General features: G+C 68.7%; 12 protein-coding genes and 1 rRNA gene (1 of these 13 running past the window's edge). 3 read left to right on the plus strand and 10 right to left on the minus strand.

Annotation, left to right across the window (positions count from 1 at the left end):
* The 4 genes from FEF34_RS09465 to thyX form a co-directional block, all read right to left on the minus strand.
* Positions 1–104: ribosomal RNA gene (locus FEF34_RS09465) — 16S ribosomal RNA — on the minus strand; it reaches 1,414 nt to the left of the window's first position.
* Positions 105–611: 507 nt separating this feature from the next.
* Positions 612–2,297, minus strand: a complete 1,686-nt coding sequence (locus FEF34_RS09470) for a ribonuclease J (protein WP_138052759.1) — start codon at positions 2,295–2,297, stop codon at positions 612–614.
* 125 nt (positions 2,298–2,422) lie between these two features.
* The gene (gene dapA, locus FEF34_RS09475) at positions 2,423–3,322 is read right to left on the minus strand and encodes a 4-hydroxy-tetrahydrodipicolinate synthase (RefSeq protein ID WP_138052760.1); all 900 of its coding nucleotides are present in this window, start codon (positions 3,320–3,322) and stop codon (positions 2,423–2,425) included.
* 188 nt (positions 3,323–3,510) lie between these two features.
* A complete protein-coding gene (thyX, locus tag FEF34_RS09480; protein ID WP_138052761.1) occupies positions 3,511–4,248 on the minus strand; it encodes an FAD-dependent thymidylate synthase in 738 nt (245 codons plus the stop codon).
* Positions 4,249–4,439: 191 nt separating this feature from the next.
* On the opposite strand from thyX, the gene FEF34_RS09485 reads away from it, so the two are divergent.
* Both FEF34_RS09485 and FEF34_RS09490 read left to right on the plus strand, forming a co-directional pair.
* Entirely contained in the window at positions 4,440–4,676 is a 237-nt protein-coding gene (locus FEF34_RS09485; RefSeq protein WP_138052762.1) for a hypothetical protein, read from the plus strand.
* 123 nt (positions 4,677–4,799) lie between these two features.
* On the plus strand, positions 4,800–5,351 hold the full coding sequence (locus FEF34_RS09490; RefSeq protein WP_138052763.1) for a hypothetical protein: 552 nt from the start codon (positions 4,800–4,802) through the stop codon (positions 5,349–5,351).
* Between the two features lie 222 nt (positions 5,352–5,573).
* Here FEF34_RS09490 and FEF34_RS09495 read toward each other — a convergent pair whose 3' ends face one another.
* The 6 genes from FEF34_RS09495 to eccD all read right to left on the minus strand — a co-directional run bounded on the left by FEF34_RS09495 (position 5,574) and on the right by eccD (position 12,625).
* On the minus strand, positions 5,574–6,026 hold the full coding sequence (locus FEF34_RS09495) for a tetratricopeptide repeat protein (protein WP_138052764.1): 453 nt from the start codon (positions 6,024–6,026) through the stop codon (positions 5,574–5,576).
* An 8-nt stretch (positions 6,027–6,034) separates the two neighbouring features.
* Positions 6,035–6,787 (minus strand): 4-hydroxy-tetrahydrodipicolinate reductase, encoded by a 753-nt coding sequence (gene dapB / locus FEF34_RS09500; RefSeq protein ID WP_138052765.1) that lies wholly within the window; start codon positions 6,785–6,787, stop codon positions 6,035–6,037.
* Positions 6,788–6,816: 29 nt separating this feature from the next.
* The gene (locus FEF34_RS09505; RefSeq protein ID WP_138052766.1) at positions 6,817–8,196 is read right to left on the minus strand and encodes a M16 family metallopeptidase; all 1,380 of its coding nucleotides are present in this window, start codon (positions 8,194–8,196) and stop codon (positions 6,817–6,819) included.
* On the minus strand, positions 8,193–10,421 hold the full coding sequence (locus FEF34_RS09510) for a polyribonucleotide nucleotidyltransferase (RefSeq protein WP_138052767.1): 2,229 nt from the start codon (positions 10,419–10,421) through the stop codon (positions 8,193–8,195). Before FEF34_RS09510 ends, FEF34_RS09505 begins: the two co-directional genes overlap by 4 nt.
* Positions 10,422–10,702: 281 nt before the next feature.
* A complete protein-coding gene (gene rpsO / locus FEF34_RS09515) occupies positions 10,703–10,990 on the minus strand; it encodes a 30S ribosomal protein S15 (protein WP_138052768.1) in 288 nt (95 codons plus the stop codon).
* Between the two features lie 162 nt (positions 10,991–11,152).
* Entirely contained in the window at positions 11,153–12,625 is a 1,473-nt protein-coding gene (gene eccD, locus FEF34_RS09520; RefSeq protein ID WP_138052769.1) for a type VII secretion integral membrane protein EccD, read from the minus strand.
* Positions 12,626–12,809: 184 nt separating this feature from the next.
* Between eccD and eccCa the strand changes: the two genes are divergently transcribed.
* Positions 12,810–16,763: a type VII secretion protein EccCa gene (eccCa, locus tag FEF34_RS09525; RefSeq protein ID WP_138052770.1), complete on the plus strand. Its 3,954-nt coding sequence runs from the start codon at positions 12,810–12,812 to the stop codon at positions 16,761–16,763.
* The last annotated feature ends 26 nt before the right edge of the window (positions 16,764–16,789 follow it).

Here is a 16,789-nt window from a genome sequence, read left to right on the forward strand (position 1 = left end):
CCGTTCGCCACTAATCCCCTCCCGAAGGAGGTTCATCGTTCGACTTGCATGTGTTAAGCACGCCGCCAGCGTTCGTCCTGAGCCAGGATCAAACTCTCCGTGAATGCTTCCCCGTGATCGGGGCGAACACATCACGAGAGCGGAACCAGGAAGAGGAATAGTCTCCCCGGTTCACAGCGTCCTCGCTGTGTTTTTTCAAAGGAACCTCGACCATCCGTGCGGATGGACGGGGTATCAACATATCTGGCGTTGACTTTTGGCACGCTGTTGAGTTCTCAAGGAACGGACGCTTCCTTCGTACTCACCCGCAGAACATTCTCTGGGGCTTTCCTCCGGGCGCTTCCCTTCGGTGTTTCCAACCCTACCAGATCCGATTTCCGTTCCGTTCCCGGTTCGGAATTCATTTCCGGTGGCCGTTGGAGGGCCTTCCGCCTTTCGGCGCATCCGACTTTATCAGAGATTCTGAGTCGGATTTCCCGCTCCGTTGTGGAGACCTTTCGAGCACACATCGGTGCACCGGTATCCCTCGGGCGGAGACGCCAACCTACTGGAGCGGGGCGGCCCGATGCAAATCGAGGGCCTGCCCCGCTCCGGAGACAGCCGACGAGCCGTCAGACCTCCACGACCACCGGCAGGATCATCGGCCGGCGGCGGTAGGTGTCGGAGACCCACTTGCCGATCGTGCGACGGATGAGCTGCTGCAACTGGTGGGGTTCGGCGACTCCGTCGGCGGCGGACTTCTGGATGGCTTCCTCGATCTTGGGGATCACCGCGTCGAAGACGCCGTCCTCGATTCCGGAACCGCGGGAGTGGATGTTCGGTCCGCCCACGACCTTCCCGGTCGTCGAGTCGACGACGACGAAGACCGAGATGATGCCTTCCTCACCGAGGATGCGGCGGTCCTTCAGGGAGGCCTCGGTGACATCGCCGACGGAGAGGCCGTCGACGTACACGTATCCCGCCTGGACCTTGCCGCTGATCCTGGCCTTGCCGTCGACCAGGTCGACGACGACGCCGTCCTCGGCGATCACAATGCGGTCCTTGGGAATGCCGGTGAGGGCACCGAGCTCGGCGTTGGCGCGGAGGTGGCGCCACTCGCCGTGCACCGGCATGAGGTTCTTCGGCCTGCAGATGTTGTAGAAGTACAGCAGCTCGCCCGCCGAGGCGTGGCCGGAGACGTGGACCTTGGCGTTCCCCTTGTGGACGACGTTGGCGCCCCAGCGGCTGAGCCCGTTGATCACACGGTAGACCGCGTTCTCGTTGCCCGGGATCAGCGAGGACGCCAGGATCACCGTGTCGCCCTGCACGATCCGGATCTGATGGTCTCGGTTGGCCATGCGGGACAGTGCCGCCATCGGCTCGCCCTGCGAGCCCGTGCAGATCAGCACGACCTTGTCGTCGGGCAGGTCGTCGAGCGTCTTGACGTCCACGACGAGCCCGGACGGCACCTTGAGGTATCCGAGATCTCGGGCGATACCCATGTTGCGGACCATGGACCGGCCCACGAAGGCGACCTTGCGGCCGTACTCGTGGGCCGCGTCCAGGATCTGCTGCACACGATGGATGTGGCTGGCGAAGCTCGCGACGATGATGCGCTTCCGGGCGTTCGCGAAGACGCCGCGCAGCACGTTCGAGATGTCCCGCTCGGCGGGGACGAAGCCGGGGACCTCGGCGTTGGTGGAGTCGGAGAGCAGAAGGTCGATGCCCTCCTCGCTCAGGCGTGCGAAAGCGTGCAGGTCCGTCAGACGTCCGTCCATCGGGAGCTGGTCCATCTTGAAGTCGCCCGTGTGCACGACCATGCCCGCCGGGGTGCGGATGGCGACCGCGAGCGCGTCCGGGATGGAGTGGTTGACCGCGATGAACTCGCAGCCGAAGGGGCCGACGTGCTCATGCTGCCCCTCCGCGACCTCGAGGGTGTACGGACGGATGCGGTGCTCCTGGAGCTTGGCCTCGATCAGCGCGAGGGTCAGCTTGGAGCCGATCAGCGGGATGTCCGGCTTGAGGCGGAGCAGATAGGGCACACCGCCGATGTGGTCCTCGTGACCGTGCGTGAGCACGATTCCCTCGACGTCGTCCAGGCGGTCCACGAGGGTGGTGAAGTCCGGCAGGATCAGGTCCACGCCGGGCTGCTCCTCCTCGGGGAAGAGGACACCGCAGTCGACGATCAGGATCCGGCCGTCGTACTCGAAGACGGTCATGTTGCGGCCGATCTCGCCGAGACCGCCGAGTGGTGTGACCCGCAGGCCACCCTTGGGGAGCTTCGGCGGAGCGCCGAGTTCGGGATGCGGATGACTCAAAAGACTCTCCTCACGACGCGCGCCACGTACCGCTTGGGCACGTGGCGCGCATGACATTCGTGCACTTGCTGTTGTCGTCCGGTCGTTCGTATTCAGTTGGACGTATTCAGTTGTGAAGTCTGTGGTTACAGCTGTACCCCGCCGGCCGCGAGATCGATCTTCAGCTGGGCCGTCTCGGCCTCGCTGAGCTCGACGAGCGGGAGCCGCAGCGGGCCCGCGGGCAGGCCCTGGAGGGCGAGCGCGGCCTTCGTGGTGATGACGCCCTGGGTGCGGAACATGCCGGTGAAGACGGGGAGCAGCTTCTGGTGGATCTCGGTCGCCTTCTGCACGTCGCCGGCGGTGTAGGCGTCGACCAGGGCACGGAGTTCCGGGGTGACGACGTGGCCGACCACGGAGACGAAGCCGATGGCGCCGACGGACAGCAGCGGCAGGTTGAGCATGTCGTCGCCCGAGTACCAGGCGAGTCCGCTGCGGGCGATGGCCCAGCTGGCACGGCCGAGATCGCCCTTGGCGTCCTTGTTCGCGACGATCCGCGGGTGGTCGGCCAGGCGCACGATCGTTTCGGTGTCGATCGGGACGCCGCTGCGGCCTGGGATGTCGTACAGCATCACCGGGAGTCCGGTGCTGTCGGCGATGGCCGTGAAGTTCCGGTACAGGCCCTCCTGCGGGGGCTTGTTGTAGTAGGGGGTGACGGCCAGTAGGCCGTGCGCGCCTGCGCGCTCGGCGGCACGTGCCAGTTCGACGCTGTGTCGGGTGTCGTTGGTGCCGACCCCGGCGATCACGTGCGCCCGGTCGCCCACCGCCTCGAGGACGGCCCGGACGAGCTGGTCTTTCTCCGCGTTGCTTGTGGTCGGGGACTCACCGGTGGTGCCGTTGATGATCAGGCCGTCGTTGCCTGCGTCCACCAGGTGGGTGGCGAGCCGCTGCGCGCCGTCGAGGTCGAGCGCGCCGTCCGCCGTGAACGGCGTGACCATGGCGGTGAGGACCCGCCCGAAGGGGGTCTGCGGAGTCGAGATCGGTGCCATGGGTAACACGCTACTCGCTGCTCAGCGCGGAGGGTCCCCTTGGGGGACGTGACGTATTCCTGCTCAGTGGAGCCCGGCACTGCCTGCTCGGGGGTTCAAGCAGTGCCGGGTCCGTTTGATCAGCCTAGATGAACTTCTCGAAACGCCGCAATACGGACACCGAGTAAGGCTGACCGCACATCTGTGCCTTACGGGGCCACCCGACCATTGGCATTGAAGGCCGCGTAGGTCAGGGGCATGAGCTTGGCCCAGTGCTCCTCCATCCTCTCGCCGACCATCTCGATCTCGCGCTGCGGGAAGGACGGGACCTTGGCCATCTCGTGCTGGGTGCGCAGCCCCAGGAAGTGCATGAGCGAGCGGGCGTTGCAGGTCGCGTACATCGACGAGTAGAGGCCGACAGGCAGGACCGAACGGGCGACCTCGCGGGCCACACCCGCGTCGAGCATCTCCTGGTAGGCCTCGTACGCCTGGCGGTACGAGTCCTCCATCACCCGTCCGGTCAGCTCCTGCTGGGCCTGGGTGCCCTCCACGAAGACGTACTTGCCGGGACGGCCCTCCTGCACCAGTTTGCGCGACTCGTCCGGCACGTAGAAGACCGGCTGGAGCTCCCGGTACCTGCCGGACTCCTCGTTGTACGACCAGCCGACCCGGTGGCGCATGAACTCGCGGAAGACGAAGATCGGGGCGCTGATGAAGAAGGTCATCGAGTTGTGCTCGAAGGGGCTGCCGTGGCGGTCCCGCATCAGGTAGTTGATCAGCCCCTTCGACCGTTCCGGGTCCTTGGAGAGCTCGTCCAGCGACTGCTCGCCCGCGGTCGATACCCGGGCCGCCCACAGCACGTCGGAGTCGCCGGCGGTGTGCTTCACCAGCTCGACGGTGACATCGCTGCGGAAGCTGGGCTTGATGTCGTCGGGGTTCCGGGTCACCGGCGGGGGTCCTTCCAGTCGCGTCGCACGGGCGGCGACCATTCTCTACGGTCGCTCGTTACAACGACGAGCGGGGGCGGAGCGTCCCGGTTCCCGCCCCGGTCGATTCGCTGGATTCGGGCACCAAACTCCGGTTATACGCGTCTGTACCGGTAGCCGCGTTTCGTCACACACCCCGAGGGGGCTCCTCCATGTTCCGCCGGCGAGAAGCCGTTCCGTTCGCGTTCGTCGCCGAGGCCGACCGCTTCCGCAGCAACGTGGCCCCGCCACCCCGGCGGCGGCCCAGCGCATCCCAGCTCGTCGGCCGTTCGCTGATCGGTCTGACCGTGGTTGCCGGGCTGGTCGGGTCGCTGCTCTTCGGGCTGCCGGCGCTGGAGGCCCCGGTCTCCCCCAAGGCCCCGAGCCAGGCCAAGGACGAGGGGCGCTGACGCACCCACCCCGGCAGGCCCGCCGGGAAGCACCCTCATGGCCCCCCTGGAGTGGCCGGTCTCCGATTGCCTCGGTAGCCTCACCGGTCACAGCCCCGAAGTGGTGACGAGTGAGGACCAGCCGTGCCCCTGCCCTTTCTGACGGCGGACCGTGCCTTTGACGCCGCAGACCACGATGTCGCATTGCCGTTCGATGATCACGACCTGTGGCGACGTCCGTACCGTCCCGGCCCCTGGCGGGTCGGCGGGGCGGCGCTGCTCCTGCTGCTGGCCTCGTTCGTACTGTTCGCGGCCATGGTCATCGCCTTCGCCGGCGCACTGCCCGGAGCGGCGGTCTGCGTCGGCATCGCCGCGTTGCTCATCTGCGGCGCGCTGCGCATCCTGCGCATGGGTACGTGGGTGAGCCGGCACGGGCTGCGGCACGTTGCCGTGGTCTCGACCACCACGCTGCCGTGGGCGAGGGTGAAGACGCTGCGGACCGTGCAGCAGCCGGTGCGGTGGCTCGGGCTGCCGCGCACGGTCCAGGGCCAGGCGCTGGTGCTCGTGCGGGACGGGGACGAGCCGCTCACACTGCTCACCGATCACAACGGGGACTTCCTGTCGCGGGTCGAGGCCTTCGACCGCGCGGCCGACACCCTCGAGGCGTGGGGCTCGGAGTACGGCCCGCACCGCTGAGCCGGGCCCGCCTCCTGCTCACGAGCCCCCCTCGCACGAGCCCTCTTCGTACAGGACAGCGGCCCGGGACGCACCCGGGCCGCTGTCGTGTCCGAGCCCTCCCCGACCCGCCGACCGGAAGCAGCCAGGCGCCGCTGAGCAGGGGCGATCCGACGCCCCCTGCTCAGGTCGGTCACCCGGCGAACGGGCCCCTCAGGCCCGGACGACGTCGGAGGAGCCGTATCAGGCCCCGAACGGCCTGCCCTCGTGGAGCGCGATCGCGCGCTGCATCGCCTTGCGGGCCCGCGGGGTGTCCCTCGCGTCGTGGTAGGCGACCGCGAGCCTAAACCAGCAGCGCCAGTCGTCCGGCGAGTCCTCGGTCTCCGCACGGCGCTTGGCGAAGACGGCATCGGCGGAGTCTCGGTCGATACGCCCGCCGGGCGTACGGACCAGTTCGTCGACGGGCAGTCCGTCCTCGGCCTCGAGCTCCGCCGCCAGTGCGTTCGCCTTCCTGACGAACTGGGTGTTCTTCCAGAGGAACCACAGGCCGATCGCCGGCAGGATCAGCACCGCCACGCCGAAGGTCACGGTGAGCAGGGTGCCCTGCTCGATGAGCAGCAGGCCCCGGCTGCCGACCAGGACGAAGTAGACGACCAGAACGGCGGCCGTGACGAAGTACGTGATCTTGGCGCGCACCGGGATCCTCAGCCGAGGTCGAGGTAGTTCTCGAGGCCGACGGTCAGCCCGGGCGTGTCCACCACACGGCGCACCCCGAGCAGGACGCCCGGCATGAAGCTGCTGTGGTGCAGGGAGTCGTGGCGGATGGTGAGGGTCTCGCCCTCACCGCCGAGCAGCACCTCCTGATGGGCGAGCAGGCCGCGCAGCCGTACGGCGTGCACGGGCACCCCGTCGACGTCCGCGCCGCGCGCGCCGTCGAGGGCGGTCACGGTGGCGTCCGGCTGCGGGGCGCAGCCAGCCGCGGCGCGTGCCGCGGCGATCAGCTGCGCCGTGCGGGTGGCGGTGCCGGAGGGAGCGTCCGCCTTGTTCGGATGGTGCAGTTCCACGACCTCGACCGACTCGAACCAGCGGGCGGCCTGGACGGCGAACTTCATGGTGAGGACGGCGCCGATGGAGAAGTTGGGCGCGATCAGCACCCCGGTCTCCGGTGAGGCCGCCAGCGACGTGCGCAGATGCGTGAGGCGCTCGTCGGTCCAGCCGGTGGTGCCGACGACGGCGTGGATGCCGTGGCGCAGGCAGAAGTCGAGGTTGCCCATGACCGAGGCGGGGGTGGTCAGTTCGACGGCCACCTGGGCGCCGGCCTCGACGAGGGTCTCCAGCCTGTCGCCCCGGCCCAGCGCCGCGACGAGCTCCATGTCGTCGGCGGCTTCGACGGCTCGCACGGCCTCGGAACCGATGCGGCCCTTGGCGCCGAGGACGGCCACGCGCAGCTTGCTCATTGCTCTGCTCTCTCTACGGGACAACGGGACTACGAGACTGATGTGTGCAGGCGGTCAGCCTGCTTGTCCTTCAGCGGGCCGATGACCGACAGCGAGGGCCGCTGCCCCAGGACCTCCCTGGCGACCGCGCGGACGTCGTCGGGTGTGACCGCGGCTATGTTCGCCAGCATGTCGTCGACGGACATCTGGGCGCCCCAGCACAGCTCGCTCTTGCCGATGCGGTTCATGAGCGCGCCGGTGTCCTCCAGACCGAGGACGGTCGAGCCGGAGAGCTGGCCGATGGCGCGGTCGATCTCGTCGTCGGCCAGTCCTTCGCCGGCGACCCGGTCGAGCTCGTTGCGGCAGATCTTCAGCACGTCGTGCACCTGGTTGGGCCGACAGCCGGCGTAGACGCCGAAGAGCCCGCAGTCGGCGAAGCCCGAGGTGTACGAGTACACGCTGTACGCGAGGCCGCGCTTCTCCCGGACCTCCTGGAACAGTCGCGAGGACATACCTCCGCCGAGCGCGGTGTTCAGTACGCCGAGAGCCCAGCGCCGCTCGTCGGTACGGGCGAGGCCGGGCATGCCGAGGACGACGTGCGCCTGCTCCGTGCGGCGGTCGAGGACCTCCACGCGGCCCGCGGTCCGCAGCTTCCGCCGGCCGTCGCGCGGGGCGACCGGCCGGGCGTCCGTGCGGGTCAGGGCGCCGGCCTGTTCGAAGGCTTTGCGGACCTGGCGCACGACGGTCGCGTGGTCCACGTTTCCCGCCGCGGCGACGACCAGATGCGTCGGGTCGTAATGCTTGCGGTAGAAGCGGGTGATCTGCGAGCGGTTCAGCGCGTTGATCGTGTCGACGGTGCCGAGCACGGGACGGCCGAGGGGGGTGTCGCCGAACATGGTGCGCGCGAACAGGTCGTGCACGACGTCGCCGGCGTCGTCCTCGGTCATCGCGATCTCCTCGAGGATGACGCCGCGCTCGGCGTCCACGTCCTCATCGAGGATCAGCGAGCCGGTGAGCATGTCGCAGACGACGTCGATCGCCAGCGGCAGGTCCGTGTCGAGCACCCTCGCGTAGTAGCAGGTGTACTCCTTCGCCGTGAAGGCGTTCATCTCGCCGCCGACCGCGTCGACGGCCGCGGAGATGTCGAGGGCGGAGCGCCTGTGCGTGCCCTTGAAGAGGAGGTGCTCCAGATAGTGCGTGGCGCCGTTCAGCGAGGGGGTCTCGTCGCGCGAGCCGACATGGGCCCAGATACCGAAGGTCGCGGAGCGCACGGACGGCAGGGTCTCGGTGACGATGCGCAGCCCCCCGGGGAGGGTGGTCTTGCGGACCGTGCCGATGCCGTGCTCGCCCTGGAGAAGCGTTTGGGTACGGGCGACGGCCCGCGCCTCCGAGGAGGTGCGGGCCGTCGTCCTGGCACTACGGGACGTCACTTGTCGGTGTCGTCCTTCTTCTCGCCGTCGTCGCCGGCAGCGTCCTCGTCCGCGATCACGGGGATGAGGGAGAGCTTGCCGCGCTGGTCGATCTCGGCGATCTCGACCTGCACCTTGGAGCCGACCGCGAGCACGTCCTCGACGTTCTCCACGCGCTTGCCACCGGCGAGCTTGCGGATCTGCGAGATGTGCAGCAGGCCGTCCTTGCCCGGGAGCAGGGAGACGAACGCACCGAAGGTGGTGGTCTTGACGACCGTGCCCAGGTAGCGCTCGCCGACCTCCGGCATGGTCGGGTTGGCGATGCCGTTGATCGTGGCGCGGGCGGCCTCGGCGGCCGGTCCGTCGGCGGCACCGATGTAGATGGTGCCGTCGTCCTCGATCGTGATCTCGGCGCCGGTGTCCTCCTGGATCTGGTTGATCATCTTGCCCTTGGGGCCGATGACCTCGCCGATCTTGTCCACGGGGATCTTCACGGTGATGATCCGCGGGGCGTTCGGGGACATCTCGTCCGGGGTGTCGATCGCTTCCATCATCACGTCGAGGATGTGGAGGCGGGCGTCGCGGGCCTGCTTGAGGGCCGCGGCCAGGACGGAGGCCGGGATGCCGTCCAGCTTGGTGTCGAGCTGGAGGGCGGTGACGAACTCCTTCGTACCGGCGACCTTGAAGTCCATGTCACCGAAGGCGTCCTCGGCACCGAGGATGTCGGTGAGGGCGACGTAGTGCGTCTGGCCGTCGATCTCCTGGGAGATCAGACCCATGGCGATACCGGCGACCGGGGCCTTCAGCGGCACACCGGCGTTCAGCAGCGACATGGTGGAGGCGCAGACGGAGCCCATGGACGTCGAGCCGTTGGAGCCGAGGGCCTCGGACACCTGGCGGATCGCGTACGGGAACTCCTCGCGCGTCGGCAGCACCGGCACGATGGCGCGCTCGGCGAGGGCGCCGTGGCCGATCTCGCGGCGCTTCGGCGAACCGACGCGGCCGGTCTCACCGACGGAGTACGGCGGGAAGTTGTAGTTGTGCATGTAGCGCTTGCGGGTCACCGGGGAAAGGGTGTCCAGCTGCTGCTCCATACGGAGCATGTTGAGGGTGGTGACGCCCAGGATCTGGGTCTCACCGCGCTCGAACAGGGCCGAACCGTGCACGCGCGGGATGGCCTCGACCTCGGCGGCGAGCGTACGGATGTCCGTGACGCCACGGCCGTCGATGCGCTTCTTCTCCTTGATGACGCGCTCACGGACCAGCGACTTGGTCAGCGAGCGGTACGCGGCGGAGATCTCCTTCTCGCGGCCCTCGAACTCCGGCAGGAGCTTCTCCGCGGCCAGCGCCTTCACACGGTCGAGCTCGGCCTCACGCTCCTGCTTGCCGGCGATGGTGAGCGCCTGGGCGAGCTCGTTCCTCACCGCGGCGGTCAGGGCCTCCAGGACGTCGTCCTGGTGGTCGAGGAAGACCGGGAACTCGCCGGTCGGCTTGGCTGCCTTGGCGGCGAGGTCGGCCTGGGCCTTGCACAGGACCTTGATGAAGGGCTTCGCGGCCTCGAGGCCGGCGGCGACGATCTCCTCGGTCGGCGCCTCGGCGCCGCCCTTGACGAGCTCGACGGTCTTCTCGGTGGCCTCGGCCTCGACCATCATGATCGCGACGTCGCCGTCCTCGAGGACTCGACCCGCGACCACCATGTCGAACACGGCGTTCTCGAGCTCCGAGTGGGTGGGGAAGGCGACCCACTGGCCGTCGATCAGTGCGACGCGGGTGCCGCCGATCGGGCCGGAGAAGGGCAGGCCGGCCAGCTGCGTGGAGCAGGAGGCGGCGTTGATCGCGACCACGTCGTACAGGTGGTCGGGGTTGAGCGCCATGATCGTCTCGACGATCTGGATCTCGTTGCGCAGGCCCTTCTTGAAGGACGGGCGCAGCGGCCGGTCGATCAGGCGGCAGGTCAGGATCGCGTCCTCGGACGGCCGGCCCTCACGGCGGAAGAAGGAGCCGGGGATCTTGCCCGCGGCGTACATCCGCTCCTCGACGTCGACCGTCAGGGGGAAGAAGTCCAGCTGGTCCTTGGGGTTCTTGGACGCTGTGGTGGCCGACAGCACCATGGTGTCGTCGTCCAGGTACGCCACAGCCGAGCCGGCGGCCTGCTTGGCCAGGCGGCCCGTCTCGAAGCGGATGGTGCGGGTGCCGAAGGAACCGTTGTCGATGACGGCTTCGGCGTAGTGGGTCTCGTTCTCCACCAGCGATATCTCCTCGTCTGCGTCCTCCGGCCCGCGTGGCGGGAGGACGGTGGCGGAGAAGCGCGCCTTGCGTGCGGGCCGGTCTTCGATCGAAGCACCCGGTCGACATGGCTTCCGGGGGCCACTACCGAGGACCGGCGGCGGAGGGGCGCTCCTCCTCGTTCGGTATTCCGTTTTCGGTACTGCGTCGTGCGACCAGACTACAAAGCGTCTGTGACTCTCCGCACGTACAGCAAAGGGAGCGGCCCCCTGGAAGTGGGAACCGCTCCCTTCACATCGTCCTACTTGGCGCCCGCCGCACCGCGGCGGATGCCGAGGCGGTCGACCAGCGTACGGAAGCGCTGGATGTCCTTCTTGGCCAGGTACTGCAGCAGCCGGCGGCGCTGGCCGACCAGGATGAGCAGACCACGGCGGGAGTGGTGGTCGTGCTTGTGGGTCTTGAGGTGCTCGGTCAGGTCCGAGATGCGGCGGGAGAGCATCGCGACCTGGACCTCGGGGGAGCCGGTGTCGCCCTCCTTGGTGCCGAACTCGGACATGATCTGCTTCTTCGTGGCGGCGTCGAGAGACACTCGGTACTCCTCTTGGTGTTCGATGCGCCTGCGAGTGCCCCTGGTCTTGGTCTCAGGGGAGCTTCCGTGACTCGGAGGCGAAGGCGCGATGGACGCTGCACCCAGAGCCTGCGAGGCTCCGGGGGTCGCGTACACAAACGGCCGTCACACAGAGTACCAGTGTCACGAGCCGGTCAGGGACCGGGCCCGGTCGTAGACGTCCAGCACGGCCAGGCAGAGCGGAACCAGCGTGAGCAGCACCGCACTCTCCGTGAGATCGAGCAGTCGGCCCCAGAACGGCGAGAGGCCCTTCCTCGGGACGATCAGGCCGATGGCGGTCACGAGGGCGGCTCCGGCCGCGACAACTGTGCTCAGCCAGATGGTACGGGTGTCCAGACCGCTGCGGTCCCCATACACCAGGAGCTCCCTGACCAGGTCGGACGGCGGGTTCAGGGCCAGACCGAGGACCAGTAGGGCGATCGAGGAGATTCCCGCGACGAGGGCGCAGACGACCTGCGAGGTGTAGCGGAAGAGCCGGGCTCGCAGCAGCATCGCGAGGCCGGCGGAGAGGGCGAGGAGTTGGCCCCAGACATTGCCGGAGAAACCCAGGACGGCCGCGGAGCCGACAACGACCGCGGAACAGCCGCCGACCAATCCGAGCAGCATCTCGTGGCCACGGCGCGCCTGGGCGGCGATGCGCTCGGCGTCGACGGGCTGGGCCTCGGGGATGTCGTGGGGGTCGGTGTCAAAGTCGTCCGCGGTGGCCGTCCGAGGGGAGGCGTAGCCGATGGGGAGACGGGCGAAGCGTGCCGACAGGCCCGGCAGGAAGGCGACGAGGCCGACGGCCACCGGGACGCAGACCGCTGCGGCCGTGGTGGCGGAGGCCTCGGCCACGATCAGGACGAAGGTCGCCAGCGTGCCGACAGCGGCCAGGAAGGTCGCGGCGACGAACGAGGCATCCCCGCTCGGGGTGAGGACGACCAGGGTGACCGAGGCGACCAGGACCGTCACACAGCCGATCAGGAACTGCAGTCGGCCCGGGCCGTCTCCGGGGGGCTGACCGATGATCCCGGAGCCCGCGATCAGCAGCAGCGGGAGCGCGCCGAGGCCGAGGGCCACAGCCGTGGCCCTGTCGCCGTACACCCTGGCCCGCACGCCGGAGAACGCGGTGAGCAGGAGACCTGCCGCGCCCGCGATGACGCCGGGCAGACCGTGCATGTCGTGCCGTACGGGATCGGCGAACCAGAGGACGAAGCCCACGAGGACGAGCAGCAGCACCCCGCCGAACCGTCCGGCGCCTCGCAACAGGTCGTCGCTCCACAGATGACGGTCGCGGGTGACGGCGGCGGCGACGGCATCGGAGACGTCGTCGAAGACGGCGGGCGGCAGCGACTGGGCGAAGGGCCGCAGGCTGAGCACCTCGCCGTCGAGCACCTGCTGGGCGGCGAGTGTCCGGGCACCGTCCAGGACGGTGCCGTCGCGACGGACCAGGTGGTAGCCGGTGGGGGTGCCCGCGGACTGCGTCTGCCCGGTGAGCCGGAGGATCTCCGGGTAGACGTCGGCGGCGGCGATGTCCTCGGGGAGGGCGACGTCGATCCGGCTGTCCGGTGCCACGACAGTGACGCGGCAGAAGCCGGTCGCTGCGGTCGTACTCACGTGTGGGACCCCCTGATTCGCGGTTGCGCACGATGCGCGGACACCCTACCGGTACTTGGTGCGACCACCTGCAAGTAGGATCACCGTCGCGCGGAGGGAGTCCGCGAAGCAAAGGCAGTCAACGGGGGCGCCGGAGCGGTTCGTTGCCTCCGACTTCCGTCCGTACCGAGGGATTGATGTTCCGGTGAGCCAGATCGTCGTCAAACGACCGCCGAGGTCCCTTCCCCCTGAAGTACCCGCGGAGGAACTGAAGCTGGAGTCCCCTCCCGAACTGCCGCGCGGGCAGCAGGAGGGCATGTTGATGCAGGTCCTCCCGATGCTCGGCATGGGCTCCTCCGTCGTCTTCTTCTTCATGCCGGGCGCACATCCGTTCATGCGGGTCATGGGCATCCTGATGCTGGTGTCGACGGTTGCGATGGTGATCGCCCAGATCGTCAGGTTCAGGAAGGGTACGCAGGGGCAAATCGCCGATGTCCGGCGCGACTACCTCAAGTACCTCGCCCAGACGCGACGGACGGCCCGCAGGACCGCGCGCCGGCAGCGCGACGCACAGCTGTATCTGCACCCCTCGCCCGAGCAGCTCTGGTCGGTGGTGGCCGAGGGTTCACGGGTATGGGAACGACGTGTCGGCGACGAGGACTTCGGGCAGGTGCGGATCGGGCTCGGCGCACAACAGCTGTCGACACCGCTCATCGCGCCGGACACGGCTCCGGTGGACGAGCTGGAACCGCTGTGCGCGGGGGCCATGCAGCGATTCCTGGCGGTGCACGGTTCCCTCGACGGGCTGCCGATGGCCGTTTCGCTGCGGGCGTTCTACCACGTGACGGTGTCGGGCGAGCCGGAGTCGGCGCAGGCAGCGGCCCGTGCGCTGGTGTCGCAGCTGGTAACGCTGCACTCACCCGAGGACCTGATGGTCGCGGTGGTGGCGGCGCCCGGAGCGGTGGCGCACTGGGACTGGACGAAGTGGCTGCCGCACACCCAAGTCCCCGGGCAGCTCGACGGGGCTGGAACGAGGCGGCTCTTCGGCGACGACCTGGGCGAGCTGGAGCAGCTGCTGCGCAGCCGGCTCGACGGGCGGCCCCGGTTCAACCGCGACAGCCCGCCGGTTCTCGACCAGCCACACATCGTGGTGGTCCTGGACGGCGGCATGGTGCCGCCGGACTCGCTGTTCGCAGCGGCCGAGGGGCTACAGGGCGTCACCGTCGTCGAAGTGGTCTCCGGTGAACTAGACGAGCAGCGCGGCGGGCTCTCGGTGATCGTACGGCCCGGGCGGCTGCGTCTGGAGTCGGGAACCGGCTACGCGTACGAGGGCGTGCCGGACACCATGTCGCCGGAGTCCGCCGAGGCCCTGGCCCGGCAGCTGGCCCCCTTGCGGATCGGCGGGGGCGACGACGACGAGCCGCTGCTGGCCAACCTGGACTTCACGGACCTGCTGAACCTGGGCGACGCGGGGGCGGTGGACGTGGCCCGGACCTGGCGGCCGAGGTCGACGGCCGAGCGGTTGCGTGTGCCGATCGGTGTCGGCGAGGACGGCCTGCCGGTGATGCTGGACCTCAAGGAGGCCGCGCAGGAAGGCATGGGCCCGCACGGGCTGTGCGTGGGTGCGACCGGTTCCGGCAAGTCGGAGCTGCTGAGGACGCTGGTGCTGGGGCTGGCGGTGACGCACTCGTCGGAGACGCTGAACTTCGTCCTCGCCGACTTCAAGGGCGGTGCGACGTTCGCGGGCATGTCGCAGATGCCGCATGTGGCCGCGGTTATCACGAACCTGGCCGACGACCTTACGCTGGTCGACCGGATGGGCGACGCGATCCGCGGTGAGCTGCAGCGGCGACAGGAGTTGCTGCGCTCGGCGGGCAACTACGCCAACATCCACGACTACGAGAAGGCGCGCGCGGCCGGCGCACCGCTGGAGCCACTGGCGTCCCTGGTCCTGGTCATCGACGAGTTCTCCGAACTGCTCACCGCCAAGCCGGACTTCATCGACATGTTCATCCAGATCGGCCGTATCGGCCGATCGCTGGGTGTGCATCTGCTGCTCGCCTCGCAGCGCCTGGAGGAGGGCAAGCTGCGCGGTCTGGACACCTATCTCTCTTACCGGATCGGTCTGCGGACCTTCTCGGCGGCGGAGTCGCGCACGGCGCTCGGTGTGCCCGACGCCTACCATCTGCCGTCCGTTCCCGGCTCGGGCTACCTGAAGTTCGGTACGGACGAGATGACGCGCTTCAAGGCGGCGTACGTGTCGGGTACGTATCGGACGGGCGGACCGCAGCTGTCTGCGGACCAGCTTCCGATCGAGCGAAGGACCGCCGTCTTCACCGCGGCGCCGGTGCCGGTCGTGTATGCCACACCGGACCCGGCTCATCTCGCGGCGCCGCAGAAGACCGAGGACGACGCACTCGCGGACACGGTGCTGGACGTGGTCGTGCGCCGGCTGGAGGGGCAGGGCGTGCCCGCACACCAGGTGTGGCTGCCGCCGCTGGACCAGGCGCCATCCCTGGACCAGCTACTGCCGGGGCTCGCGCGGACCGCGGACCGCGGCCTGACCGCGACGGAGTACACCCGTCCAGGTGGTCTCGTCGTGCCGTTGGGTCTGATCGACAAGCCGTTCGAGCAGCGGCGTGAGGTGCTGTACCGGGACTTCTCCGGTGCCGCGGGCCACATGATGGTCGTCGGCGGTCCGCAGTCCGGCAAGTCGACGCTGATGCGCACGCTGATCTCGTCGTTCGCCCTCAGCCACACCCCGAGCGAAGTGCAGTTCTACGCACTGGACTTCGGGGGCGGAGGGCTGTCCTCACTCGCGGACCTGCCCCACGTCGGTGGTGTCGCGTCCCGTCTGGACCCGGAGCGGGTGCGGCGTACGGTCGCGGAGGTCATGGGCGTACTGAACCGCCGTGAGGAGTTCTTCCGCTCCCACAACATCGACTCCATCGCCACCTACCGCCGCAGGCGGGCGACGGGCGAACTACCCGGTGAGGCGTGGGGCGATGTATTCCTGATCATCGATGGCTGGGGCACCTTCAGGAACGACTTCGAGGGTCTGGAGTCGATGGTGACCGACATCGCGGCCCGCGGTCTCGGCTACGGCGTGCACATCGTGATCACCGCAGCCCGGTACATGGAGATCCGGGCAGCGATCAAGGACCAGATGCTGGGTCGGCTGGAACTGCGCCTCGGCGACGTGATGGACTCCGAGTTCGACCGGAAGGTCGCGACGAACGTCCCGACGGGGGTGCCGGGCCGGGGCCAGGTGCCCGAGAAGCTGCACTTCATGGGTGCGCTGCCGCGCATCGACGACTCGAGCAGCGCCAGTGACCTCGCGGAGGGCACGGCCGCGTTCGTACAGGCGGTACGGGCGAGCTGGACGGGACCGGGTGCGCCTGCGGTGCGGTTGCTGCCGCGCAAGTTCCCCGCCGATCGGCTGCCGAAGGGGCTCGAGTTCCCTCGGCACGGCGTCGCGATCGGTATCGACGAGACCAGCCTGGAGCCGGTGTTCGTCGACTTCGAGACCGACCCGTTCTTCCTGGTGTTCGGTGAGAGCGAGTCCGGCAAGACGAACCTGCTGAGGCTCATCGCGAAGCAGATCGCCGAGCGCTACACGCCCGATGAGGCGAAGCTCGTCGTCGGCGACTACCGGAGAGCGCTGCTCGGCGCGCTGCCGGAGAGTCATCTGCTGGAGTACGCGCCTATGGCGAGTTCCATGCAGATGCACATGGAGGCTCTGTCCGGCGTGTTCGCACGGCGCCAGCCGCCGACGGACGTGACGCCGCAGCAGCTGCGGGACCGGAGCTGGTGGACGGGCCCGCAGATCTTCATCATCATCGACGACTACGACCTGGTCTCCACCAGCTCCGGAAATCCGCTGTCGCCACTCGCGGACTACCTGCCGTTCGCCCGGGACACGGGTGTCCGCTTCATCATCGCCCGTAACACGGCGGGCGCGTCCCGCTCGATGTACGAGGCGTTCATGCAGCGCATCAAGGAACTGGGGGCCCAGGGCGTGGTCCTGTCGGGCGATCCCCAGGAAGGCGACCTGATCGGCAACGTCCGCCCGAGGCCGATGCCGCCGGGCCGCGGCTACTTCGCGTCTCGCAAGGGCGGAGTGTCGCTGGTGCAGTTGGGACAGATGCCGGAGCTGTGACGGAAGCCACGGGCGGGGAGACTCGG

The sequence above is a fragment of the Streptomyces marianii genome (assembly GCF_005795905.1).
Classification (GTDB): domain Bacteria; phylum Actinomycetota; class Actinomycetes; order Streptomycetales; family Streptomycetaceae; genus Streptomyces; species Streptomyces marianii.

Bases quoted from the DNA above. Each gene is read 5' to 3' on its own strand.
- dapA (WP_138052760.1), bottom strand. From the start codon at position 3,322: ATGGCACCGATCTCGACTCCGCAGACCCCCTTCGGGCGGGTCCTCACC.
- FEF34_RS09485 (WP_138052762.1), top strand. From the start codon at position 4,440: ATGTTCCGCCGGCGAGAAGCCGTTCCGTTCGCGTTCGTCGCCGAGGCC.
- dapB (WP_138052765.1), bottom strand. From the start codon at position 6,787: ATGAGCAAGCTGCGCGTGGCCGTCCTCGGCGCCAAGGGCCGCATCGGT.